The 24,574-nt window shown below is 63.8% G+C and carries 21 protein-coding genes and 1 pseudogene; 7 read left to right on the plus strand and 15 right to left on the minus strand.

The genetic code is table 11. The features are described from left to right. Positions 1-162: 162 nt before the first annotated feature. From BLW25_RS14925 to BLW25_RS14940, 4 genes and pseudogenes are all read left to right on the plus strand, one after another. Positions 163-1,677, plus strand: a complete 1,515-nt coding sequence (locus BLW25_RS14925) for a MocR-like pyridoxine biosynthesis transcription factor PdxR (protein ID WP_092900386.1) — start codon at positions 163-165, stop codon at positions 1,675-1,677. 89 nt (positions 1,678-1,766) lie between these two features. Then, the gene (locus BLW25_RS14930) at positions 1,767-2,570 is read left to right on the plus strand and encodes a YggS family pyridoxal phosphate-dependent enzyme (RefSeq protein WP_092900389.1); all 804 of its coding nucleotides are present in this window, start codon (positions 1,767-1,769) and stop codon (positions 2,568-2,570) included. A gap of 41 nt (positions 2,571-2,611) precedes the next feature. Next, complete coding sequence (locus BLW25_RS14935) at positions 2,612-3,127, plus strand: ABC transporter substrate-binding protein (protein WP_290438700.1); 516 nt, start codon at positions 2,612-2,614, stop codon at positions 3,125-3,127. 72 nt (positions 3,128-3,199) lie between these two features. After that, positions 3,200-3,781, plus strand: a pseudogene (locus BLW25_RS14940) (aldehyde dehydrogenase family protein). A gap of 365 nt (positions 3,782-4,146) precedes the next feature. On the opposite strand, the gene BLW25_RS14955 reads toward BLW25_RS14940, so the two are convergent. From BLW25_RS14955 to BLW25_RS14965, 3 genes are read right to left on the minus strand one after another with little or no spacing between them, the layout of a single operon-like run. After that, the gene (locus BLW25_RS14955; protein WP_216279370.1) at positions 4,147-5,418 is read right to left on the minus strand and encodes an MFS transporter; all 1,272 of its coding nucleotides are present in this window, start codon (positions 5,416-5,418) and stop codon (positions 4,147-4,149) included. Beyond that, positions 5,354-5,746 carry a hypothetical protein gene (locus tag BLW25_RS14960; protein ID WP_092900414.1) on the minus strand — a complete coding sequence of 131 codons (393 nt, stop codon included), beginning with the start codon at positions 5,744-5,746 and terminating at the stop codon, positions 5,354-5,356. The genes BLW25_RS14955 and BLW25_RS14960 overlap by 65 nt, the downstream gene beginning before the upstream one ends. A gap of 1 nt (position 5,747) precedes the next feature. Beyond that, complete coding sequence (locus tag BLW25_RS14965; RefSeq protein WP_171909572.1) at positions 5,748-8,021, minus strand: TonB-dependent receptor; 2,274 nt, start codon at positions 8,019-8,021, stop codon at positions 5,748-5,750. 279 nt (positions 8,022-8,300) lie between these two features. Here BLW25_RS14965 and BLW25_RS14970 point away from each other — a divergent pair, with 279 nt between their 5' ends. After that, positions 8,301-9,146, plus strand: a complete 846-nt coding sequence (locus BLW25_RS14970) for an AraC family transcriptional regulator (RefSeq protein WP_143040522.1) — start codon at positions 8,301-8,303, stop codon at positions 9,144-9,146. Between the two features lie 5 nt (positions 9,147-9,151). Here BLW25_RS14970 and BLW25_RS14975 read toward each other — a convergent pair whose 3' ends face one another. The 10 genes from BLW25_RS14975 to BLW25_RS15020 all read right to left on the minus strand — a co-directional run bounded on the left by BLW25_RS14975 (position 9,152) and on the right by BLW25_RS15020 (position 18,869). Further along, positions 9,152-10,327, minus strand: a complete 1,176-nt coding sequence (locus tag BLW25_RS14975) for an acetyl-CoA C-acyltransferase (RefSeq protein WP_092900421.1) — start codon at positions 10,325-10,327, stop codon at positions 9,152-9,154. Positions 10,328-10,361: 34 nt separating this feature from the next. Continuing rightward, a complete protein-coding gene (locus BLW25_RS14980) occupies positions 10,362-11,987 on the minus strand; it encodes an AMP-binding protein (RefSeq protein WP_092900423.1) in 1,626 nt (541 codons plus the stop codon). 78 nt (positions 11,988-12,065) lie between these two features. Beyond that, entirely contained in the window at positions 12,066-12,464 is a 399-nt protein-coding gene (locus BLW25_RS14985) for a RidA family protein (RefSeq protein ID WP_092900427.1), read from the minus strand. Further along, the gene (locus BLW25_RS14990) at positions 12,461-12,883 is read right to left on the minus strand and encodes an acyl-CoA thioesterase (RefSeq protein WP_092900429.1); all 423 of its coding nucleotides are present in this window, start codon (positions 12,881-12,883) and stop codon (positions 12,461-12,463) included. The genes BLW25_RS14985 and BLW25_RS14990 overlap by 4 nt, the downstream gene beginning before the upstream one ends. Positions 12,884-12,893: 10 nt before the next feature. Next, positions 12,894-13,346, minus strand: a complete 453-nt coding sequence (locus BLW25_RS14995; protein WP_092900431.1) for a cupin domain-containing protein — start codon at positions 13,344-13,346, stop codon at positions 12,894-12,896. A gap of 41 nt (positions 13,347-13,387) precedes the next feature. Beyond that, complete coding sequence (locus BLW25_RS15000; RefSeq protein ID WP_092900433.1) at positions 13,388-14,521, minus strand: acyl-CoA dehydrogenase family protein; 1,134 nt, start codon at positions 14,519-14,521, stop codon at positions 13,388-13,390. 73 nt (positions 14,522-14,594) lie between these two features. Continuing rightward, on the minus strand, positions 14,595-15,422 hold the full coding sequence (locus BLW25_RS15005) for an enoyl-CoA hydratase family protein (protein WP_092900435.1): 828 nt from the start codon (positions 15,420-15,422) through the stop codon (positions 14,595-14,597). Next, complete coding sequence (locus tag BLW25_RS15010; RefSeq protein WP_249496145.1) at positions 15,419-15,850, minus strand: MarR family winged helix-turn-helix transcriptional regulator; 432 nt, start codon at positions 15,848-15,850, stop codon at positions 15,419-15,421. Before BLW25_RS15010 ends, BLW25_RS15005 begins: the two co-directional genes overlap by 4 nt. Next, positions 15,847-16,587, minus strand: a complete 741-nt coding sequence (locus BLW25_RS15015) for an SDR family NAD(P)-dependent oxidoreductase (protein WP_092900437.1) — start codon at positions 16,585-16,587, stop codon at positions 15,847-15,849. Before BLW25_RS15015 ends, BLW25_RS15010 begins: the two co-directional genes overlap by 4 nt. After that, the gene (locus tag BLW25_RS15020) at positions 16,584-18,869 is read right to left on the minus strand and encodes a bifunctional salicylyl-CoA 5-hydroxylase/oxidoreductase (protein ID WP_092900439.1); all 2,286 of its coding nucleotides are present in this window, start codon (positions 18,867-18,869) and stop codon (positions 16,584-16,586) included. Before BLW25_RS15020 ends, BLW25_RS15015 begins: the two co-directional genes overlap by 4 nt. A gap of 105 nt (positions 18,870-18,974) precedes the next feature. Here BLW25_RS15020 and BLW25_RS15025 point away from each other — a divergent pair, with 105 nt between their 5' ends. After that, positions 18,975-19,730, plus strand: a complete 756-nt coding sequence (locus BLW25_RS15025) for an enoyl-CoA hydratase-related protein (protein ID WP_092900440.1) — start codon at positions 18,975-18,977, stop codon at positions 19,728-19,730. Position 19,731: 1 nt separating this feature from the next. Then, positions 19,732-20,841, plus strand: a complete 1,110-nt coding sequence (locus tag BLW25_RS15030) for a 3-hydroxyacyl-CoA dehydrogenase (RefSeq protein ID WP_092900441.1) — start codon at positions 19,732-19,734, stop codon at positions 20,839-20,841. Positions 20,842-20,892: 51 nt separating this feature from the next. Here BLW25_RS15030 and BLW25_RS15035 read toward each other — a convergent pair whose 3' ends face one another. Further along, a complete protein-coding gene (locus BLW25_RS15035) occupies positions 20,893-22,434 on the minus strand; it encodes an indolepyruvate oxidoreductase subunit beta family protein (protein ID WP_092900443.1) in 1,542 nt (513 codons plus the stop codon). Beyond that, on the minus strand, positions 22,431-24,572 hold the full coding sequence (locus BLW25_RS15040; RefSeq protein ID WP_092900445.1) for a thiamine pyrophosphate-dependent enzyme: 2,142 nt from the start codon (positions 24,570-24,572) through the stop codon (positions 22,431-22,433). The genes BLW25_RS15035 and BLW25_RS15040 overlap by 4 nt, the downstream gene beginning before the upstream one ends. Between the last annotated feature and the right edge of the window lie 2 nt (positions 24,573-24,574).

The raw sequence follows: 24,574 nt of genomic DNA on the forward strand, positions 1-24,574 counted from the left end.
CTCAGGGAGTAGCCCGAAAATGGCCGGAACGATCCGGCCAATTATTGCAATTGATACCAGCCAATCTGGCCGGGGATGGCGCATCCCGGCGTCTCGGCCTCGCATTCAGGTGGCATTGCTGGCAGGATACGAGTTCCGAAATGCGCCAGAGGAGCAGACCAATTGTTCCGCCATTCCCAGCTTGAAACCGTCAAGGCCTGGCTCCTCCATCCTGATCAGGCCGGCCTGCCATTGCATGGCCGCATCCAGCGGGCGATCCGTCAGCTGATCCTTGACGGCGCGCTGGCGGCTGACAAACCGCTGCCGGCGACGCGGGGGCTGGCGGTGTCGCTCGGGGTATCCCGCGATACGGTCGAGGCCGCTTACAACCAGCTCCATGCCGAAGGTTTCATCCGCCGCCGCGTAGGCAGCGGCAGTTTCGTGGCGGCGATCCGCGATCTGCGTCCGGTGTCGCGCCGCGCCTCAGGCCCGGGGGCGCAGGCTTCGGGTGAGGTCACTGCGCCGGGCGGGCTCAGCGCGCGGGGCGCCGCGATTGTGGCCAATGGCGGCACGCATACCGGCCCGCCGGGGCGGATTTTTCAGCAGGGCCTGCCCGAGACGCGCAATTTCCCGATCCGGATCTGGGAACGGCTGGAGCGCCAGGTGCTGCGCGATCATGGCACCAGCGCCCTGATCATGACCGACCCACAGGGGGCAGAGCCGCTGCGTCAGGCGATTGCCGACCATGTCAATCTGGAACGCGGGGCGCGCGCGACCGCGGATCGGGTGCTGATCCTTACCAGCTCGCAACAGGCGATGGCGCTGACAGCCAATCTGCTGCTTGATCCGGGCGACAGGATTTTCGTCGAAGACCCGGGCTATCACGGCGCGCGGCAGGCTTTTGCGGCGGCGGGGGCGGTGCCTGTGCCTGTACCGCTTGATGACCAGGGCATCCTGGTCGACCGCATGCTCGAGGCGCCGGACCGGGCGCGGGCGGTGTCATTGACCCCTTCGCACCAGTTTCCGACCGGTGCGACCCTGTCGCTGGAGCGCCGCCTTGCCCTGATCGGCTGGGCTGCCGAGCATCGCGGATGGATCATCGAGGATGATTATGACAGCGAATTCCATTACACAGGCCGGCCGACCGCCTGCGTTCAGGGGCTCGATCCGCATGGGCGCACGATCTATATCGGCACTTTCACCAAATCGCTGTTTCCCGGGCTGCGGCTTGGCTATCTGATCCTGCCGCCCGATCTGGTGCAGCCCTTCACGCTTGCGCGGACGCAGCAGGATGGTCACCCCGCCTCGATCCCGCAGCTTGTGCTGGCGCGGTTCATGCAGGGCGGACATTTCGGCGCGCATATCCGGCTGATGCGTGCGATCTATGCGGAAAGGCTGCGGATTCTGGCGCGGCTGGTCGAGACGCATCTTGCGGGCCTCGTCGAGGCGCGGATGCCGGCGGGCGGGTTGCAGATGCCCTGTCTCCTGACCTGTGCGCTGTCAGAGGCCCAGGTGATTGACGCAGCCGCAAAGGCCGGGCTTGGTCTCACCGGTCTGACCGGATTGCATGCGACCGCACGGCCGAGGCCGGGATTCCTGCTTGGGTTTGCCGCCTTTACCCCCACGGAACTGGAAAGCGGTGTGCGCAGGCTGGCCGCCATTCTGAATGGCCTGCTGCGTGACCGTGACGGCGCCTGAATTGGTCGGCTGACCTGTCCGGAATTGGTGGGGTCGGCACCACCGGTTCCGGGCCAGAATGGGCGGCCCCCAGTCTGCGAGATATGCCCATGCCGACGACCATTGCCCCGTCACCCCAGCCTGGCGCTGACCTGAGCGCGGCTGATATCGCCCGTTTTGGCCCCGATCCGCGGCAGAGATTCGCGCAGGGTCTTGCGGATACAGAGGCCCGGATCGCGGCCGCCTGCCTGCGTTCCGGGCGTGACAGGCGCGAAGTGCGGCTTTTGCCGGTCACCAAGACCCTGCCCGCGCATATTCTGCGCCTCGCCCATGCCGCCGGGATCCGCGATTTCGGTGAGAACAAGCTGCAGGAGGCGCGAGAGAAGCAGGCGGCGTTGTCGGATCTGGCGATCCGCTGGAGCATTATCGGCCATCTTCAGACCAATAAGGTGAAATATCTTGTAAGATTTGCTTCCGAATTTCATGCTTTGGACAGCCTGCGCCTCGCGGCAGAGCTGAACCGGCGGCTGGATGCCGAGGGGCGCGACCTGGATGTCTTTATCCAGGTCAATACCTCGGGTGAGGAGAGCAAATACGGCCTCAGCCCCGAAAGGCTCCACGAATTTCTCGGCCAGCTGGATGGTTTTGCGCGCCTGAAGCCACAGGGGCTGATGACACTGGCCATTCTCAGCCCCGATCCGGTGCGCGTCAGGCACTGCTTTGCGCTTTTGCGCCGGTTGCGCGATGAGGCCCAGGCCCTGCATCCGGAGATTTCGCGCCTTTCCATGGGGATGACCAGCGATTTCGAAATCGCAATAGAAGAGGGGGCCGATGTGGTTCGGGTTGGTCAGGCGATCTTTGGCCCGCGCCCGAAAGAGGCCGGGCCGTTCTGGCCGGGCCTCGATGATCTCTGAACCGCCTGCTGCATCTCGTGACGTTGCAGGACGGCGCGAACGTGGCCCGGCCACCACCAGCGAGGGCTGGGATAATAGCCTCCACGCGCGACGGGTTCAGAGAGATTGCCTTTTCCGCCAGCGCCCCGATCAGATTGAAGGTGCGGCATCCGACCAATGCGGCGGATTTCTCATCCTACCTGTTACAGGCGCAAAGCAGCGGTGCCGATGTCATCGCGCTGGCGAATACCGGCGGTGATGCCAGCAATACGCTGAAACAGGTAGCGGAATTCGGCAGGGTTGGCGGTGGCCAGAGATTCGCCGGGATGCTGATGTTCCTTTCGGACATCCATTCTACCGGCCTTGAAACCGCACAGGGCCTTTTGCTGACCACCGGCTTCTGCTGGGAACGCAATGAAGAGCCCCGCGCCTTTGGCGAGCGCTTTGCCAAACTGAACAACGGGCGCAAGCCGACGATGAACGAGGCCGGCGATTATGCGGCGACGATCGCCTATCCTGAGGCGGTCGCCGTGATCGGCTCGCCCGAAGATGGGGCCTGCCCGCTGATCGCGCCGTAACGCGCCTGACCTAGGCCCGCCGGGGATCTCTGGCGGGCCGAGCCCTTTTCCTGAACAGAACGAGAGACCCCGATGCCCGTAACACCGGCAAATAGCGAAGTATTGCGTTTCGACAGGCTTTATATCGGTGGCGAATGGGGGCTGCCGGAAGAGGGCGGTCTGATTGAAAGTATCGACCCCTCAACCGGTGCGGTCTGGGCTTTGGTTGCCCGGGCTGGGCGCGGCGATGTCGACCGCGCGGTGGCGGCGGCGCGCCTGGCGCTGGAAGGGCCATGGGGCAGGATACCTAGGCATGAACGCGTCGCGCTGATGCGTCGGTGTGCCGATCTTTATCAGGCGCGGGCGGGCGAGCTGGCAGAGCTGGAATCGCGTAATTCCGGTCGCGCGATCCGCGCGGCGCGGGCCGATATTGGCGGCCATCACAATGGCTGTCACTGATGGGCATCGCTGGCCGACAAGGTCTCGGAGCGGACAATCCCCTTTGACAATACGGTTCACGCTTTTACCAGCCGCGTGCCGGTCGGCGTGGTGGCGACGATTACGCCCTGGAATGTGCCGCTGATGGCGGCGGCCTGGAAGCTCGGTCCCGCGCTGGCGGCGGGCTGCATACGATCCGCGCCGATCTGTCGAAACCCGAAGAAATGCGCTCGTTGATCAATGAGGGCGCGGTGTTGCCGGGCGGGATTGATGTGCTCTGGGACCATGCCGGCATCCCCGGTCCGGGCGGCGTCGAAGCCCTGGATGTTGATGCCTGTAACCTTTCCATGACGCTGCCGGCATTCTTGTCGCATCTGGCAGGCGCGAGGGCGGTGTCGGCTGAGTGTTCGCTCCATCGTCTTGCCGCAGGATCAGCCTGTCGTAACCCGGTCCGCCTGCATGTTTCGCGGAGCCTTAGGCTTCGGCCCTTTTGAACAGGTGGTCATGGCCGGGCTTGGGGATCGCGATAAGCGGCTTGTCCTGTGGGGTCGCGACGGAAGAAAATTATTTATCAGCGTGTTGAACCTCATGCGAGGTTGGTTTCACGTCCTGACGCTTACATGGGCGCTTCTGGCCCCATGCCAGCGCGTTCCGGCGGTTGCGGCCATCGAGATCAGCGTGGCGATCAGGAAAAGGCCACCATAGCCGAGCTTTGCAGCGATAAAGCCCGAGGCAACGCCGCCAAACTGATAGACGATCATCTGCGCGCAGGCGAGGAGGGTGAAATCGGTTCCGGGCTGGTCCGAGGAACAGACCTGCATGAACAGCGAATAAAGCGCCACGATTTCCATATAGCGGATCAGGGTCTGGAACACCGCCGCTGCTCCAACCGGGTAGAGGCCCCCGAGAATGCCGAAGGCATGCAGCGTGAAAATCGCAAAACACAGGCTGCGCAGGCTGCCCAAAAGCACCAGCGTCTGATGTGCGCCGCGACCCTTTACCAGGATCGCCGCAAGGGCCGCGCCACCCAGGCCCACACTCGCCGCGGCCGCGCCCGAGAGATAGCCGATCCAGTCAAGCGGCATTCCGGCATCGACGAGATAGGCGCCTTCCATCGCTTTCACGAGCCCTTCTGAGGCGCGGTAGAAGAGCGCAAGGCCGAGGACGCTGAGCGCTTCGGGGCGGGCGAGGAAGGCCCGGATCGAGGGCCGCCGGCGTGGGGCCGGGCGGGCCTGATCCTCATACATCCATGGCAGGATGATCAGCGGCAGAAGCGTGACAAAGCCCATGATGATCATGGTCACCTGCCAGCCGAAATGCTGGTAGATCAACAGGCTGGCCGTGCCGCCGATCAGAACCGAGGCGGCAACCGCGCCACCCTGGATCGCATTGCCGGTGGCGCGTTCCTGTGGCGCCAGGGTCAGCACCGCATAACCATCAGTGGCGATGTCCTGGGTCGATGTTGTCAGAGCCAGCGCGAGGCCGATGACAAACAGCGCCGGGATATTGGTCGGCGCGATCAGCGCGAGGGCGAAGATGCACAAGGCGGTGGCAAGCTGCATCGGCACGATCCAGCCCCGCCTTGGCCCAAGGGCGCGCAGCGGATTGAAGCGTTCGATCCAGGGCGCCCAGAGGAATTTCAGCGCCAAAGGCAGCATGATCAGCGCCAGCATCCCGATCGCTTCTTTCGACACCCCGTTTTCGCGCAGGATCGGCGGCACGGCGGCAGCGACAACATAGGACGGCACCCCCTGCGCGATATACAGCGCGGCCAGAACCGCATAGCGGCGCATCGGGCCGGGCAGGGTCTCACCTGTCTGCGAAAAGCCGGTCATGGAGGGCGAGGAAAGCGGCCTCGGCGATGCTTTGGTCATCATAAACCTCGACGGGGATAGACCAGAATTGCGAGAAGGCGGCCCGCTTGCGCTCGGTCGGGGTATCGGTGACGAGCACCAGCCCCCGGATCCGCTCGGCGGTGGCCGCACGGCTGGCTTTGGCCAGCTGGTTCTGCGCCACCTCGCCGTCGTGATCAAGACGGAAGCCCCTCAGATCGGAATAGAGCACGAAGGGGCAGTCATGGCGGGCGAGCCGGTCGAACAGCGCCAGGTAGCCGGCGCTGTCGGTGATATCCTGAGGTGGCTGGAAGCGCAGGGACAAAGCCGAAGCCATATCCCGCGCCGCATGGCGGCCAAAATGGATCATATCAGAACGAAACCCGGTATCCGACGGTCACTGTGCGGCCGAGGCCCATGCTGTCGACATTGCGCGTGGCGGTGGCGGTGGGGTTGGCGTAACCCTTGTCGAAGAGGTTTTCGACCGCGACCGAGAACAGCCCCGGCCCGATCTGTTTCGACACGCTCGCATTGACCAGGTTGACGCTTTGCAGATCGATCTCGCCCGGCGCGCGGTCACGGCCCGCCAGATGCAGCGCCTCGACCCGGGCCCGCCAGCCATTCCCGAACTCCTGCGTCACCCCGAGCCGCGCCCGCAACGGCGAGCCGATCCGGTTATTGCCGATCCAGGCGTCGACATTCCCGTCGCCGTTTTTGTCAACGCGCCCCTCGCGATAGGCGATCATGCCATCGAGAACCGTCGCGTCGGAAAGGGCATACATGCCCTGGGCCTCGATGCCCCAGATCTCTTCGTGCTGCTGGCTGACCTGATTGGTGACCGGGTTGAAATTCACCCCCTCATCCGAAGTCGAATACCAGGCCGAGATCTGGCCGTTCCAGGCCTCTTCCTCGTGACGCAGCCCGATCTCCCAGGTGTCCACCACCTGCGGCTTCGGCCCGATATCGGCATAGGAGAGCGCATAGGTTCCGGGGGTGCTGCAGCCATAGGCGCCGGCGATCAGCGGGTTGTCATTGCCGTAAGCGGTGCAGATCTCGGCCACCGAATTCATCCCGGCGCGGCGGGTAAAGCTGCCGATATCGGTCAGCGAATAGCCCTGGGACCAGCCGCCGAACAGCTGCGTTGCCTCGCTGAGTTTCCAGGTGAAGCCCAGATTGCCGGTGAATTCTTCGAAGGTGAATTCACCGCCGGTCACGCTGACCGGGGCCAGATCCAGCCCGACCCGGTAGGCCGGAAAGTAGTAATAGGCGCGCGGGCGGGAGAAATTGCCGACCGTCAGATCGTAATGGTCGTACCGGATGCCGCCCGAAAGCGTCAGCGCGTCATTCACCGGCAGGGTCAGCTGCGCAAAGAGCGCCCGGCTGTCGCTGTCGAGCGGCGTCGAAATCGCCTGGCCGTTGATTGCATTCTGCCTTGTCTCGTCCGTTCCGGCCTCAAAGCCCCAGCTCAGCCCTGCTTCACGCCCGAAAATGGTCAGCGGGCTGTCGATGGCCACCGTGAGCGTGTTGCGCAGGCTTTCCAGTTCCGACTGGTTGTAATCGGCGGTCGGATCGGCCGGATTGCCGCTGTAATAGACCAGCGTATTGACCACCGGATCAAAGACGTTGAACGAAAACCGCTTCATCACGTCATTGCGGGAAAAGGTGACCGCGAGCTTGCCGAGGGCGAAATCCTGATCGGTGTAGCGCAGCGTCAGATAGTTGGAATCCTCGGTCACCGGCTTGCCGTAATAGGGGCGGCTCAGATCCGGCGCGACCGGCGAAACGGTGTAGCTGGTGAAATATTCCGGCCGCTGGTCGAGGCGAACCTGTTCAAAGCTCAGCTCGATCCGTTTGGCATCGTCGATATCATAGCCAAGGCGCAGACCCAGATTGGCGGCTTTGGTATGGTCACCGCCGCCCTGGCCCAGCATCGGATCCGAGGGCAGAAGATTGCCAGCCCCGTCAAAAGTCTCGCGGCTTTGCCAGCCGGACAGGGTAAAGGCATAGTCAAAGGCACCGATCTTTTGGTCGACCTGAACCGAAAGCTCGGGCGCGATTGAGGCACCGATGTCAGTCGTGAAGGCTTTGGCGCGCAGATCCACCGTCACCCGCGCGGTGCCATCGGCATTGGCGCCCGACCGGGTGATGAAATTGACCACGCCCCCGGTGGCCCCGGCGCCGTAAAGCGAGGAGGCGCCGCCGATCACCTCGATCCGTTCGACCGAGGCGAGGTCGATCAGCGACAGCGTCCGCGAGCTGTCGCGCAAGGGCGTGTTGCGTGGCACGCCATCCACCATCACCAGAAGGCTGCGGCCCCGGAAGGTCTCGGACGCGCCAGAAAGCGTCTGATTGCCAAAGCTGAAGCCCGGCACCAGCCGCGCCAGCAGGCTGGTTGCGTCACCGCCCTGTTCGATCTGGGTGGTGATCTCGTCTTCGCCGATCACCTGGACTGCGCCGGGGATCGCAGAAACCGGGCGTTCGCTGCGATTGGCGGTGACGACGATGGTGCCGAGAAAGACCGGCTCCTCTGTTTGCGCCCGGGCGGGCGGGGCAATCGTGATCAGGCAGGTGGTCAGCAAAAGCCCGGCAACGCCGGTCCGCTGGCGACAGCGGGCAAGGGCACGGGGCGAACTTGTGGTCGGCATGGCGGCAAATCCCTTCAGGAGGCAGGGGAAGATCGGGGGTATGCGATCAGGGTTAGACATTGCTGACGAAAATAGTAAGTTTAGCTTGTCCCGCCTCAGGATTTGTCTGGACCCATGTTCCATCCATCTGGATTTTCACGACAGAGTGCTGCGCCACCCGGGTCTTCACCAGGGGCGGGCGGGGCGATGCACGCTTCCGGGGCAGGGGGGCAGCTATGGGCAGCCGACCGGCTGACACGACGACATTTCGCGCGGCCGCGCTTTCGGACGGCGCTGCGGGTGGCGGCCGGGCTCTGGGGCAGGCTGATCGAGGCCAGGGCTGTGGTACGTCAGGCAGCCACGGAGGACGGGCATTTCCAGGCCATCGAGATCGGCGATGTGCTGTTGTCGACGCTGGATCTGGGCGGCGGCGAGCAGAGCTGGCATTTCACCCCGACCCCGGGATCTGCCGGGCGGGTGCTGCTGCTGTTGCGCCTGATCCGGGGCGGCTGGCTGCAGGAAGGCGACGGGCCACGGGTCTGGCTCCCTGCCGGGCAGATCGCGCTTCTGACCCCCGCAGGCCCGTTTGATCTCGGGCTGCCGGATGGCGGGCGCTGTGATCTGGGGCTGATCGAAAGCGATGCGGCCCCTGGCCCGGGTGTGCGGGTGCTGGCGGGCACCATGCCTTCGGTCAATCATCTCGCCTTTGTCGCGGGGTACCTTCTGCGCTGCGCCCCCCATCCGGAAGGCCGCAGCCAGGAGCTGAAACAGATGCTGTTTCGCGCGCTGGATCATGTGCTCAGCGATCTGGGCGGCAAGAACAATGGCAGCGCCGAAACCCCGTTCGAGCGGTTCAAATTCCTGATCGGCGCCAATCTGGGCCGGGCGGATCTGTCGCTGGAAGAGGTGGCGGCGGCGATGGAGCTCAGCCCGCGCCAGCTCCAGCGCTTTTTGCAAAGTCATGGAACCAGCTTCCGCGCCCATCTTCTGCTGCGGCGCCTGCATCACGCTCATGATCTGATCGAGGCCGCGGGCCAGGCAAAGCTGCGGATCGCCGACCTCGCCTGGCGCTGTGGTTTTCGCGATCCGAACTACTTTTCAAGGGCCTATGCGAAACACTGGAAAGTGCCGCCCAGCCGGGATTAGGCGCCTCAGACGGCCAGCAATTCGACCGCGACCCCCTGGCCGACGCCGATGCAAAGCGTGGCAAGCGCCGAGGCACCGCCCGTTTCTGCAAGCCGTCTTGCCGCGTTTGCGACGATGCGGGCGCCCGACATGCCGAGCGGATGGCCCATGCTGATGCCGCCGCCTTTGGCGTTGACGCGCGGATCAGCATCGCTGAGCCCCCAGGCCCGGGTACAGGCCAGAACCTGGGCAGCAAAGGCCTCGTTCAGCTCGATCACATCCTGATCGGCGGGCGGCTTTGCGCCCCGTGCGACCAGGCGCTCTGTCGCCGCAATCGGGCCGATTCCCATGATCCGGGGCGCAACCCCGGCCGAGGCCGCGCGCCCGATCCGCGCCAAAGGCGTCAGGCCAAGCGTGCTGACGCCTTTGGCCGAGGCCAGCAGCACCGCCGCCGCACCATCATTCACGCCCGCCGCATTGCCTGCGGTCACCGTGCCGCCGTCGCGAAACGGTGCCGGCAGGGCAGCGAGCTTTTCAATTGAGGTCGCGCGGGGATGTTCGTCGGCACTGACCACGGTGTCACTTTTGCGGCCCCGGATCGTCACCGGAAGGATATCCGCCGCATGCCAGGCTGCATCATAGCGGGTCTGCGACGACAAAGCGTAAATGTCCTGATCCTCACGCGAGATGCCGTAGTCTTCCGCGACATTCTCGGCGGTCTCGGGCATCGACTCGATCCCGAACTCCTTTGCGATCCGCTTATTGACGAAGCGCCAGCCGATGGTCGTGTCATAGATCTCGGCCTGGCGGGCAAAGGCCGCATCCGCCTTGGGCATCACGAAAGGCGCCCGACTCATCGATTCCACACCGCCCGCGATGATCACATCGGCCCCGTCCCGGATCGCCCGTGCCCCCGCAATCACCGCATCCATCCCCGAGGCACAAAGCCGGTTCACCGTCAGCCCCGGAACGGAAACATCCAGTCCTGACAACAGAACCGCCATCCGCGCGACATTGCGATTGTCCTCGCCCGCCTGGTTGGCGCAGCCAAAGATCACCTCATCCGGGGTCAGATCCGGATACAGCGCCAGCAGACCGTCGATCACCTGCGCCGCCATATCATCGGGCCGCACCAGGGCCAGCGCGCCGCCATAGCGCCCGATCGGCGTGCGGCGCATCGCGCAAAGAAAGACGTCATTCATCGGGAGGCTCCGGTTTCACAGAAAAAGTGGCCGTTCAGGATTTCGCGGGCTGGCGCAGCTGGAAGCGCTGGATCTTGCCGGTCTGGGTCTTGGGCAATGCGCCGGTAAAGATCACGCGGCGCGGGTATTTATAGGGGGCGATCACCTTTTTCACATGGTCCTGCAGCGCCCTGATCATCAGCGCATCACCTTCATGCCCCGGAGCGAGGATCACATGTGCCTCGACAATCTGGCCACGATCCGCGTCAGGCGCGCCGATCACCGCGCATTCCTGCACCGCCGGATGCGAAAGCAGCGCCGCCTCGACCTCGGGCCCGGCGATATTGTAGCCGGCCGAGAGGATGATGTCGTCGGTCCGGGCGGCAAAGTGGAAATAGCCCTCTTCATCCTGCCAGAACGTGTCGCCGGTCAGGTTCCAGCCATCCCGGACATAAACCTCCTGGCGCGGGTCATCCATGTAGCGGCAGCCTGTCGGGCCGCGCACCGCAAGGCGCCCGGTCTGACCGCGCGGCTTTTCGTTCATGTCTTCGTCAACGATCTTCGCCTCATAGCCGGTGATGGGCTTGCCGGTGCAGCCGGGGCGGTGATCGTCAAAGCGGTTGGTGATGAAGATATGCAGCATCTCGGTCGCGCCAATGCCGTCAAGCATCGGCTTGCCGGTCTTTGCCTGCCATTCCTCATAGACCGGCGCCGGCAGGGTCTCGCCCGCCGAAACCGCCGCGCGCAGCGAGGAAAGATCCGCCCCCTGATCCATCGCGGCCAGCATCACGCGATAGGCGGTCGGCGCGGTAAAGCAGACGGTGGCGCGGTGCTCTTCGATCATGCCGATCATATTGGGCGGGCTGGCCTGTTCCAACAGCGCCGCCGTCGCGCCAAAGCGCAGCGGAAAGACCGCGAGGCCCCCCAGCCCGAAGGTAAAGGCCAGAGGCGGGCTGCCGATGAAGATATCATCGGGCGTGACGTTGAGGATTTCCTTTGCATAGCCATCCGCGATGATCAGCAGATCGCGGTGGAAATGCATCGTCGCCTTCGCGTCCCCGGTCGTCCCCGAGGTAAAGCCCAGAAGCGCCACATCGTCGCGCCCGGTCTGCACCGCGTCAAATCGGACGGGTTTTTTCAGCGCAATCCGGTCCAGTTCCGCATCATGATTGGCGGTGCCGTCAAAGCCGATCACTGTCGTAAGAAAAGCACTGTCATTCTTGCAATGGATCAGGTCTTCCATCAGCCGTGTATCGCAAAGCGCATGGCTGATCTCGGCCTTGTCGATCACCTTTGCCAGCTCGCCTGAGCGCAGCATCGGCATGGTATTGACCACCACCGCCCCCGCCTTGGTTGCCGCAAGCCAGCAGGCCACCATCGCCGGATTATTGGCAGACCGGATCAGCACCCGGTTGCCGGGCTTCAGACCATAATCCTCGACCAGGGCATGGGCGATGCGGTTGGTCCAGTCGGTCAGCTCCTTATAGGTGCGGCTGCGGCCATTGCCGATCAGCGCAATATGGTCACCAAAGCCCTTTTCGACCATGCGGTTGGTCAGCTCGACCCCCACATTCAGCCATTCGGGATAGTCAAAACCCGTCAGATCCAGCCCCGGCCAGGTCTCTGTGGCGGGCAGGCGGTCGCGGGTGAAAGTGTCCAGATGGCCCGTTGGTCCCATCATGAGGTTAGCTCCCTGTTGGCCCCGCCGATGTCTGGTCGCTGTCTTGTCGCAGCTTGCGGGGGATGTTCTGTCTTATGGTCAGGCCGGGATCACGGCCGTGGCCTCGATCTCGACCTTGGCGCGGTCTTCCATCAGGGCGATGACCTGGACCACGGCCATGGCGGGGTAGTGGCGGCCGATGATCTCTTTGTAATGCGCGCCAAGACGCTTGAGCCCGCCGAGATATTCGTCTTTGGTGGTGATATACCAGGTCAGCCGCACCAGATGTTCGGGCCTGGCGCCGGCTTCGGCCAGCACCGCGACGATATTGCGCAGGGTCTGCGCGGTCTGATCGACGAAATCATCGCTCTCGAATTCGCATTGCGCATTCCAGCCGACCAGCCCGCCGGTCACGACGATCCGGCCCTCGGCGGCCATGCCATTCGCATAGCCTTTTGCGGGTTTCCAGCCTTCGGGATGCAGGGTCTGAATGCTCATGGTTTCTCCTGAAATGCTATGATCCGGGCCCGGACATCCTCCGGCCAGGGATGGGATTGCCCCGATCCGTCAACATAGACCAGCGTCAGACCAGCGGTCAGACGGTGGCTGCCCGCGCCGTTCTCATCGGAATGATGCGCCTCGATATGGCAGGTGATCGAGGCGCGGCCGATCCGTTTGATGGTCAGCTGCCAGTCCAGCACCTCACCGAGGCGCGAGGGCGCATGGAATTCCGCTGTGACCTGGGCCAGCGGCACACCATTGCCGCCGGCCATCATCACCTCATAGGGCAGGCCCGCCACCTCCCGGAAAAAGTTCTCGGCAACCGAATTCGTCATCTCGAAATAGCGCGGATAGAAGACGATCCCCGCCGGGTCGCAATGGTTGAACTCTATCCGGATGGGGCGGTGCCAGATCATTTCCCGTGCCTCATTCGTTGGCTTCGGGCGGCAGGAAATCAACCGCATGTGCAGCCGAAACGCGGACGACCTCTTCCACATCGGTCATGTTGTGCAACTGCTCGAACAAAGCGCGCAGATCTCCGGCAGGAGAGACCCAGAACAAAGCGCGCGACGGCACATCGCCCTTGTTGAAATAGCCATGCGGCACGCCTCTGGGCATCTTCACCAGATCGCCGGGCCGCGCCACCGACCAGACACCATCGAGTTTCACATGCAGCTCGCCCTCCTGGACCAGAATGAATTCATCCTGGGTCGGGTGGATATGCACCGGCACGAACTGGCCCGGTTCGGAATTGGTCTCGAAGGAAAAAGTGCTGCCGCAATCGGCTTTCGGGAAATAGCGCTGGCCCAGAATGTTCCATTCCACGCCTTCGATGCCCGTACCCAGCCGGGTGATGCCGCCGTCAAGTGCTTTGGTCATTGCCGTATTTCCCTGTTGTTGATGGTCGTCCTGAAATCCTGTCACAGAAGGCTGCGCGCAATCACCACGCGCTGCACATCCGAGGCGCCCTCATAGATCCGGAGCGCGCGGATATCGCGGTAAAGCTCCTCGACCTTCATGCCGCTGCGCACCCCGTCACCGCCATGCAGCTGCAGCGCCGCGTCAATCACCTCCTGGGCGGCCTCGGTCGCGTAAAGTTTCGCCATAGCAGCCTCGCGGCTGACCCGGGCGGCGCCCTGATCCTTGGTCCAGGCGGCCCGGTAGACCAGCAAAGCCGCCGCATCGATCTTGAGCGCCATATCGGCCAGATGCCCCTGCACCAGCTGCAGGGAAGACAGCGGTTCACCCTGGATCCGGCGGCTCTGCGTGCGGCTCAGCGCCTCATCCAGCGCGCGCCGTGCCATGCCCAAAGCCGCCGCCCCCACGGTCGAACGGAACACATCCAGCACCGACATGGCCTGTTTGAACCCGGCCCCCGCCGTGCCGATCAGCGCAGAATCGGGCAGGAATACCTGATCCAGTTTCAGCCGCGCCAGAGGATGCGGTGCCATCACCGAGATTCGTTCCGCGATTTCCAGCCCCGCCACATCGGCCGGCATCAGAAAGGCCGAAAGCCCGCGTGCGCCCGGCGCCTCGCCGCTGCGGGCAAAGATCACATAAAGATCCGCGATGCCCCCGTTCGAGATATAGGTCTTCTCACCAGAAAGCCGCCAGCCGCCCCCGACCTTTTCGGCCATGGTGGTGCTGTTGGCCACATCCGACCCCGATCCCGGCTCGGTCAGCGCAAAGGCTGAAATCGCCCGACCTTCCCGCGTCTTTTTCAGCCAGAGCCGCTGCTCGGGCGTGCCGAACAGCGAGACCGCTCCCATGCCAAGTCCCTGCATGGCAAAGGCAAAATCCGCCAGCGCATCATGGCGCGAAAGCGTCTCGCGGATCAGACACAGGCTCCTGACATCAAGCGTCTCGCCCGCATCGGCGCCTGAATGCCGCAGAAAACCCGCCGCCCCCAGATCCCGCACCAGGCCTTTGCAGGCGGTATCGACATCACTGTGATCCACCGGCAGATGCCCGGCGGCCCATTCCTCCAGCGCCGCTGACAACTCACGGTGACGCGTCTCAAAGAAGGGCCAATCCAGAAAACTGCGGTCGCTCATTTCATCTGTCCAAAAATATCCTGCGGGGGTCCGGGGGTGCAAAACCCCCGGTCATCGGCCAGAATCCCAAAGCTCAGTCGCCCTGGAATACGGGTTTTTCTTTCGCGACAAAGGCGTGATAGGCACGTTCAAAGTCCCGGGTCTGCATGCAGATCGCCTGGGCCTGGGCCTCGGCCTCGATCGCCTGTTCCAGCCCCATATTCCATTCCTGGTTCAGCTGGGTCTTGGTGATGCCATGCGCAAAGACCGGCCCTGACGCGATCCGTGTGGCGAGTTTCAGTGCCTCCGCCTCCAGCGCCTCCGCCGGATGGACCCCGTTCCAGAACCCCCAGGCCGCACCTTCCTCAGCCGACATCACCCGTCCGGTATATAAAAGCTCAGCCGCGCGGCCCTGACCGATGATCCGGGGCAGCATGGCGCAGGCGCCCATATCGCAGCCAGCGAGGCCTACCCGGGTGAACAGAAACGCGCATTTCGCCTCGGGCGTCGCCAGCCGCAGATCCGAGGCCATGGCGATGATTGCGCCAGCGCCGACACAGATCCCGTCCACCGCCGAAATGATCGGCTTGCCGCAGCCGATCATCGCCTTGACCAGATCCCCGGTCATGCGGGTAAAGGCCAGAAGATCCTTCATATCCATGCCGACCAGCGGGCCGATAATGTCATGCACATCGCCGCCCGAACAGAAATTGCCGCCATTCGGGGCAAAGACCACCACATCCACATCTGTCGCATAGACCAGCGCCCGAAATGTGTCGCGCAGCTCGGCATAGCTCTCGAAGGTCAGCGGGTTCTTGCGGTCCGGCCGGTTCAGCCGCAGCGTCGCGATCCGGTCCTTCACCTCCCAGAGGAAATGTTCCGGTTTCAGCCCGGCCAGTTCGGTCCTCGTGAGATTGCTCATTTCTTCATCGCCTTCTTCAGAATTTCCGTCAGAACATCGACATCCGCATCGTCGAGCCCGGCAAAGATCTTCGCCACCTCTGCCTCATGCCCCGAGGCGAGGGCTTCGAACTGGCTCAGCCCTTCGGGCGTCAACCCGACATAGACCGTGCGGCGGTCGGTCTCGGACGGGCGGCGCGCGACCAGCCCGTCTTTCTCCAGCCGGTCCACCACGGTCGTTGCGTTGCCGTTCGAGACCAGCAAAAGCCGGCTCAGCTCGCTCATGGTGCAGCCTTCGCGCCGCCGGTAAAGCGCCGCCAGCACGTCAAAGCGCGGCAATGTCGTGTCATGCGTCAGCCGCAGGAATTCGCGCAGACCGGCTTCAGAACTGCGCGTCACTGCCAGCATCCGGATCCAGAGTTTCAGCCTGCGTTTGGAACCCTCACTCACACCTCGCCTCCTGCAATGGCCAATGCCTGACCATTGATGCCCTCACTGCCCACACCGCACAACCACAGCGCGGCAGAGGTCACTTCGGCGGGCTGGATCAGGCGCAGTTGCGGATTGGTGGCGGCAAGTGTCCTGCGCGCATCATCCGCATTCATCCCGGTCTTTCCGACGATATTTGCGACCGAACGGTCGGTCATCTCGGTATCAAGAAAGCCCGGGCAAAGCGCATTCACCGTGACCGGTTTCTTCGCGACTTCCAGCGCCAGGCTTTTGACCATGCCGACCACGCCATGTTTCGCCGCCGCATAGGGTGCGACATAGGCATAGCCTTTCAGCCCGGCGGTCGAGGCGACCGCAATCAGCCGCCCCCAGCCGTCAAACTGCGACAGCGCCTCGCGGAAGGTCAGGAAAACCCCGGTGAGATTGACCGCAAGCATCGCGTTCCAGTCCGCCAGCGAGGTCTTCGCCAGAGGCGCCGAGGCTGCGGCCCCGGCATTGGCGATCACAATGTCGCAGCGCCCGGCCTCGGTGAACAGGCGTTTCACATCCGCCTCATCCGTCACATCGGCCTGCAGGGCCTGCGCGCCAATCGGCCCGGCCACCGCCTGCAAAGGTGCGAGACGGCGCCCGCAGATCACCACTTCGGCGCCCCGGGCGGCAAAGCCCCGGGCGAGATCGGCCCCGACGCCGGTGCCTCCGCCGGTGATCAATACGCGCTTGCCTGCAAGATCCGTCATGCCCTTATCGCCTCTTGCTGGCGCTGATGCAGCCGGGTCAGAGTCACCTGGCCATGGCGGTATGGGGCAGGCCATTCGGCATGGGTCTCGCCCTGGTCAATCGCGGCATGCAGCGTCCAGTTGGCATCGGCCAGATGCATCCGTCCGATCATCACCAGATCGGCGCGGCCTGCCATCAGGATGCCATTTGCCTGATCCCAGTCGGTGATATTGCCGACCGCCATGGTCGAAAGCCCCGCCTCGTTGCGGATGCGGTCGGAAAACGGCGTCTGGAACATGCGGCCATAGATCGGTCGTTCGGCCGGGTCGGTCTGCCCGGATGAGACGTCGATGATATCGGCGCCCGCCGCGCTGAACTGGCGCGCGATCTCCACCGCCTCTTCCGGCGTCACGCCGCCTTCGATCCAGTCATGAGCCGAGATCCGCACCGACATCGGCTTTTCCTCGGGCCAGACCGCCCGCATGGCGCGGAAGACTTCCAGAGGATAGCGCAGGCGGTTTTCCAGGCTGCCGCCATATTCGTCGCTCCGCCGGTTGGTGACCGGGCTGATGAAGGAAGCCAGCAGATAGCCATGCGCCGCATGCATCTCGATCATATCGGCGCCGGCGCGCTGGGCCATTTCGGCGCCCGCGACGAATTCGGCTTTCACCGCGGCCAGATCGGCCTTGTCCATCTCTTTCGGCACCGCAAGGTCGGGCTTGTAAGCGATGGGCGAGGCCGAGATCACCGGCCAGTTGCCGGTCTTGAGCGGCGCGTCGATACCACCATCCCAGGGAACACAGGTCGAGGCCTTGCGCCCGGCATGGCCGATCTGGATGCAGAGCTTCGCCGTGGTCTCGGCATGAATGAAATCCGCGAGCCGCTTCCAGGCTGCCTCATGTTCCGGCGCGTAAAGCCCCGGGCAACCAGGAGTGATGCGACCAGTGGCCGAGACACAGGCCATCTCGGTATAGATCAGCGCGGCACCGCCCTTGGCGCGTTCCGCGTAATGGATCAGGTGCCAGTCGGTCGGGCAGCCATCAACCGCCTTATATTGCGCCATCGGCGACATCACGATGCGGTTCTTCAGCTGCATGTCCCGCAGCTTATAGGGCGCGAACATCGGGCGGCTGCCCTTCTGGCCGCCTGCCTGTTCCTGGAACCAGTCTTCCGCGCTGGCAAGCCATTCGGGGTCGCGCAGCCGCAGGTTTTCATGGCTGATCCGCTGGCTGCGTGTCAGCAGCGAATAGGCGAACTGGGGCGAGGGCATATCGAGGTAACGCTCGACCTGTTCGAACCATTCAAGGCTGTTGCGCGCCGCCGATTGCAGGCGCAGCACCTCGACCCGGCGCTCTTCCTGATAGCGTTCAAACGCGGCCTGCATATCCGGCTCGGAATGCAGATATTCGGCCAGCGCAATCGCGGAATCAAAGGCCAGGCGCGTGCCCGAGCCGATCGAGAAATGCCCGGTTGCCGCCGCATCGCCCATCAGCACGACATTCTCATGATACCACTTGTCGCAGATCACGCGGGGGAATTGCGACCAGACCGCCGAGCCGCGCAGATGCGCCGCGTTCGAGATCAGTTCGTGCCCGCCAAGATGCGCCTCAAAAATCTGGCGGCAGGTCTCGACGATTTCTTCTTTCGACATCGTGGCGAAACCGAATTTCTCCCATGTCTCGGGAAGGGTTTCGACGATGAAAGTCGCGGTGTTGTTGTCGAACTGGTAGACATGCGCCCAGACCCAGCCGTGCTTTGTTTTCTCGAAGATAAAGGTAAAGGCGTCATCGAATTTCTGATGCGTGCCAAGCCAGATGAACTTGCATTTGCGCAGGTCGATATCGGGCTGGAAGACGTCCTTATATTCGTTGCGTACGATGCTGTTGATGCCGTCGCAGCCGACGACAAGATCGTAATCCCGGCGATACTCTTCGGCAGATTTGAAGATGGTCTCGAATTGCAGATTGACGCCCAGTTCGCGCGCACGGTTTTGCAGAAGGATCAGCATCGCCTTGCGCCCGATCCCGGCGAAACCATGCCCGCCGGAAACCGTGCGGACCCCGTCATGCACGACCGCAATATCATCCCAATAGGCGAAATCGGCGCGGATCGCCTCGGTCGAGACGGGATCGTTCTTCTGCATCCGGCCAAGCGCGTCATCCGAGAGCACCACGCCCCAGCCGAATGTGTCATTGGCCTTGTTGCGTTCAAGCACCGTGACGTCATGGGACGGGTCGCGCAGCTTCATCGAAATGGCGAAATAAAGGCCCGCCGGACCCGCCCCGAGGCAAAGGATCTTCATAGCCGGAACTCCCTGATTTGCGCCGATCCTTGCGGCTTTCAGAATAAATTTCAAGTTTAAAATTTTTCGACTTGAATATTCATCGTGAGAGGGCATTCTGCCATCATGGAACATCTGATCGAGAGTGATGAGGGCGGCTGGACAAAGCTGATCCTGAACCGGCCTGCGGCAAAAAACGCGCTGAATACGGGGCTTCTGGCGGATCTGGCGGCGGTGCTGAACCGGCTCGCAGGGGATCCCGGCTGCCGCGCGGTGCTGCTGCAAGGTGCCGAGGGAAACTTTGCCGCAGGCGCAGATATTGCAGAGATAGAGACGAAATCCAGCGCCGAGGCGGCGCTGGATCCGCGCAAGACCCATTGGGCGGCGATCCGCGCCTTTCCCAAACCGCTGGTGGCGGCGGTCGAGGGTTTCGCGCTTGGCGGCGGGCTGGAACTGGCGCTGATGGCAGATCTTTTGCTGGTCGGTGATACCGCGCGGCTCGGCCTGCCGGAAAGCAATCTCGGCATCATTCCCGGTGCGGGGGGCGGGCAGCGTCTTCTCGCCCGGGTCGGCCCGGCGCGGGCGGCGCGGCTGGTGCTGACCGGGGAAATCATCGACGCGGATACGGCTTTCGCCTGGGGGCTGGCCTCGCATCGCATGGGCGATGCCCTGGCCGAGGGTGCCACGCTGGCCACGCGTCTTGCGCTGCGCGCGCCGCTGGCACTGGCGGCGGCAAAGGCCGCGTTGGTCGAAGGCGCCGAGGCCCCGCTTGCGCTGACCGCAGAGCGGGCCGCATTCGAGACGCTTCTGGACAGCCAGGACAAGGCCGAGGGCATCCGCGCCTTCCGCGAAAAGCGTAAACCCGTCTATCAGGGGAATTGAGATGGCAACGGTTGCGGTGATTGGCCTTGGCACGATGGGGCTGGGGATTGCGCAGACCTATGCGGCGGCAGGGTTTGACGTGCTCGCCACCGATGCGCATGAGCTTGCCCGCGACAATGCGGTCGAACGCCTGACGGGCGCGCTCGCGCCCCGGGTCGAGGCCGGCAAGCTGACACCGGAGGCTCGCGATGCGCTGCTGTCGCGGTTCCAGGTTGTGCCGGATGCCGGGGCGATGGGGGCCGCAGACCTCGCCATCGAGGCGGTGGTCGAACGGCTTGAGGTCAAGACCGCGATCTTCACCGCGCTTGAGGCGGTTATGGCCCCGGACGCAGTGCTGGCGACGAATACCTCCTCGCTGTCGGTTGCTGCGATGGCCGAGGGGCTGCGCAACCCGGGGCGCCTTCTGGGCCTGCATTTCTTCAACCCTGCGCCGGTGATGAAACTGGTGGAGCTGGTCGCGCATGACGGATCTGCGCCAGAGGCGCTTGCCCGTGCCCGTAATCTGACCGAGGCTGCGGGCAAGACCGTGATCGCCTGCCCGGATCGCCCTGGTTTCATCGTCAACCGCTGCGCGCGGCCTTTCTATGGCGAGGCACTGGCGCTGCTGGAAGAGGGACGCAGCGCAAGCGAGATCGACGCCGCGATGCTGGCGGCGGGCTACCGGCTGGGGCCGTTCGGGCTGATCGATCTGGTCGGAGCCGATATCAACCTTGCCGCCACCGAAAGCCTGGCGCGCGCGATGGCAAACAACCCGCGCTACCACGTCTTTGACGCGCTGAAAGCCCAGGTCGCGAGCGGCAATCTGGGGCGCAAGACCGGCAAGGGTTTTCTCTTCCCTGACCGCCCCGAAACGCCGCCCGCCGATGCTGCAGCGATCGCGCTCAGGATCGAGGCCACGCTGGTGAATGAAGCCGCCTGGCTCCTCGCGGAAGGTGGCACGACCCGGGACGGTATCGATACGGCGCTGAAGCTCGGGCTGAATTTCCCGCGCGGCCCGTTTGCGATGCTGGAGGCCCATGGCCCGGCGCGCATTCGCGCGGTGCTTGCCGGGCTGGAATACGCCGCACCGCCCGCGCTGAAAAGGCGCTATCTGCCTGCGCCGGGTCTGTAAGTCGGGGTACATGCGAACAAAAGGGCCGGGAGATCAACCCGGCCATTTGCGTTACAGAAAGCTCTGGATCGTCTGGATCGCGCCGTCGAGATCCTTGCCTTCCTCATCCTTCAGTGCGGCCTCGCGCAGGCGCCGCGCCCAGTCGGCGGCATCCTCGCGATCCGCCACCAGATCAATCGCCGCCAGCACACGGTCGAATTTCGACAGGCCCCGCGCATGGGTGTCGGAATAGCCCTTGATCAGACGGCGGCAGCGGATCAGCTCGACTGCGAGCGGATAGTTGCGGTCGACCTCGGCCATCGCGCGGGTCAACCAGGCTTCGAGATGCGCCACTTCCTGTGCGTGGCGGAGCGTGCGGCGGCGCCAGAATTTCATCCCGCCCAGCACATAAAGCATCGCATAGCCGCGAAAGCTGTCGGTGCGGATGCGTCGCCCATGACCAAACCAGCGATTGAGCCGCGCCATGGATTTCGGACTGGCCTCGACCTTCGCCCCCCATTTGCGGGGTAACATGCCGGCGATTTCCTCGGCGCGGGGATGCATGAATTCGGTCAGCTGCATCAATTGCTGATCTTTCGCGCCCATCTCGCCCCGGATCCGCTGAAAACGGCTGCTGCGGGTTTTCAGATCGGCGACCCGGATCACATCATCATAACACATTGCATTGGCGACATATTTCGCCGCCTGGACCGATAGATCCCAGGGGGCATGGTCCCGCGCCAGCACCGTCGCCAGCCGATCGAGATAGTCGGCGCCATAGGCGATGTCCTGAAACCCGACCACCTTGCGCAGCCCGTGTTCCGCCATTTCAGCGACCGGAGCGGGCATTGCGCTGACCCGGGTCATCAGTTTTTCCCAGGCCGCCATCAGCTTTGCCGGGCCGCGCACGGGGGTATCCGGGCTGACGGGCGCGGGTTCGTTCTTGCCGATATCACCCTGCAGCGCGGCGTCATAACCTGCGCCAAAGGCACGAATACTGGCCTCGATCCCCTTGCCGCCGGACTGGCGGATCGCCTCTTCAAAAGCCTCGCGCGGGAAAGGGAGTGCGCCCGAGGCTGCCAGTGCCCCGAACAGGGTCGAGGAAATGACCGAGCCGTTTTTTACCGCCACCGCCTCATAATCGGCGGCTAGCAGGCGTTTCGCGGTCTGGGTTGCCGCTTCGCGCACGGCCTCAGGGTCGGCGACACCGTCGCCCGGCACCATCTTTTCGGACACCGCCAGATTGCGATGGGTCGAGGCGATCAGCGTGGTGCGGTCCGGCGTGACAAAGCCGCGAATGATGGCACGCCCGGCCTCCATCCATTCGGCAGCGATCATCACATCGACATCACCCGCCGCTGGCATCAGCGAGAAAACCGGCTGGCCGCCCTCCATCGGGGCCATTTCGACATAGTAGATCGTGGCGCCGGTACGCTGCGACACGCCCGCGACCGAGGTCGCCTGGGCCGCAAAGCCCTGCGCGCGGGCGACATCCTCGATCCAGCCGGTGAGCACGCCGCCACCCTGGCCACCGACGGCATAGATCGCGACTTTGATGATGGATGTCAGCTTTTCATCGGGCTGGCGTGGGGGGATGACCTCGTGCAGGCTCATGCCGGGAACTCCAGCCTGCGGGCCGCGCGACGACGGGCAAGCCATCCGATCAGGCGGCCACTGAGACCGGCCCGCCATTTCTCGAACCCGGTCGGGTTATGAACCACATCGGCGCGGTAAAAACTGGGGCAGAGCACAGCCGCATCGGCCACCTCGCCGCAATTGCCACAGCCGACGCAGGTCTGGTCGATCCAGGCCACCGGATCGTCGCGCAGCGGGTCATTTGTATGTTTCAGCCCCAGAGACGGGCAGCCCGACAGCCGCATACAGGCGTGATCACCGGTGCAGACCGCTGCATCCACGCCAAAGCGCGGCGCCTCGACCCGGCGCCCCTCTTTGATCGCCCGGGCTTTCAGCGGGCGCTCGCGGCGCTGCTTGTTCAGCATACATTCCGACGAGGCGACGATGACCTTGGGGCCCTTTTCCGGCGTAGTCAGCGCCTCGGTGATGGTCGCTTTCAGCTTCGGCACATCATAGGTGTGATCGATCTGGCGCACCCATTTCACACCGATCCCCTTCACCGCCTGCGAGATCGGGTTGTTGGTGGCCTTGGTGTCGTTTGCCGCGCGCGACGACATCACATCCTGGCCGCCGGTCGCCGCCGAATAATAGTTGTCGACCACCACAACGAGGCCGTCGGATTTGTTGAACACCATATTGCCGATCGAGCTGTTCAGCCCGTTATGCCAGAACCCGCCATCGCCGATGATCGAGATCGGCCGCCGCTCGCCGCCGCCGTCAAAGGCCGCATTGGCCGCCGGGCCAAGCCCGTAGCCCATCGTGGCGCCGCCGACGTAAAAGGGCGGCATCGAGCCGAAGAGATGGCAGCCGATATCGGCGGTGATCTGATGCTTGCCGCGTTCCTGCTGCACCATTTTCAGCGCGGCAAAAATGGGTCGCTCGGGGCAGCCGGTGCAGAACCCCGGCGGGCGCATCGGCACGACTTTGGTCAGATCGGGCAGTTGCGGCTTGTCTTCATTCGGCGCGCGCACCGTTGCCGGCAGCATTCCAGGCGCCGCGATTTTCAGGAACGCCGTCAGGCTGTCGAGCATGACCTGGCCGGTATATTCGCCCCCCATCGGCAGGATGCCCTTACCATGGAGTTTGACCGATGACCCGGCGCGGTAGAGATAGGTAGAAAGCTGCTGCTCGATGAACTCCGGATGGCCCTCTTCGACGACAAGGACATGGTCCTTGCCTTCGCAGAAGCCCAGAAATTCCGACGAAACCAGCGGATAGGCCACGTTCAGGCAATAGATCGGCACTTCGGTATTGCCGTAAAGATCGGCGAGGCCCATGCGCTGCAAGGCCCGGATCACGCCATTATACATGCCGCCCTGGACGATCAGCCCGGTTTTGCCCCCTTTGGGGCCGAAGAATTCGTTCAGCTTGTGGTCGACAATGTATTTCTCGGCGGCGGGCCAGCGATTGTTGATCTTGTCCTGCTCGTGCAGATAGGTGAAGGGCGGCAGCACGACGCGGGTGAAATCGGTCTGCGGGTTCTTCAGCGCGTCTTTCACCGTCAAAGCAGGGCGCCTGTTGTCGCGGCATTCAAACGTGCCGGTGACATGGCAGGACCGGATCCGGACGATCATCATGACGGGCGTATTCGTCGCCTCGGACATGTCGAACCCGTAATGCACCGCATCGACCATCGCCTGGAGGTTCGGGCGCGGGTCCAGCAGCCACATCTGCGACTTCATCGCGAAAGCATGGCTGCGTTCCTGCATGATCGAGGACCCCTCGCCGTAATCCTCGCCCACGATGATCAGCGCGCCGCCATTCACGCCGGAATCCGTCAGGTTCGCCAGCGCATCTGACGCCACATTGACGCCGACCGGCCCTTTGAACGTCACCGCGCCGCGGATCGGATAATGCACCGAGGCCGCCAGCATCGCCGCCGCGCCCGCCTCATTGGCATTGGCCTCGAACCGGACGCCCAGCTCGGCCATCAGCTCTTCGGCATCGGAAAGCACATCCATCATGTGAGAGATCGGCGCGCCCTGATAGCCGCCGACATAGCCGACGCCGGATTCCAAAAGCGCCTTGGTGAGCGCCAGAATCCCTTCGCCCGTAAAGGTCTCGCCCGCGCCTTTGCGCAGGTGTTCGACCTCGGCTTTGAAACTGCGCTCTGCCATGG

Source organism: Rhodobacter sp. 24-YEA-8, from assembly GCF_900105075.1.
Taxonomy (GTDB): Bacteria; Pseudomonadota; Alphaproteobacteria; order Rhodobacterales; family Rhodobacteraceae; genus Pseudogemmobacter.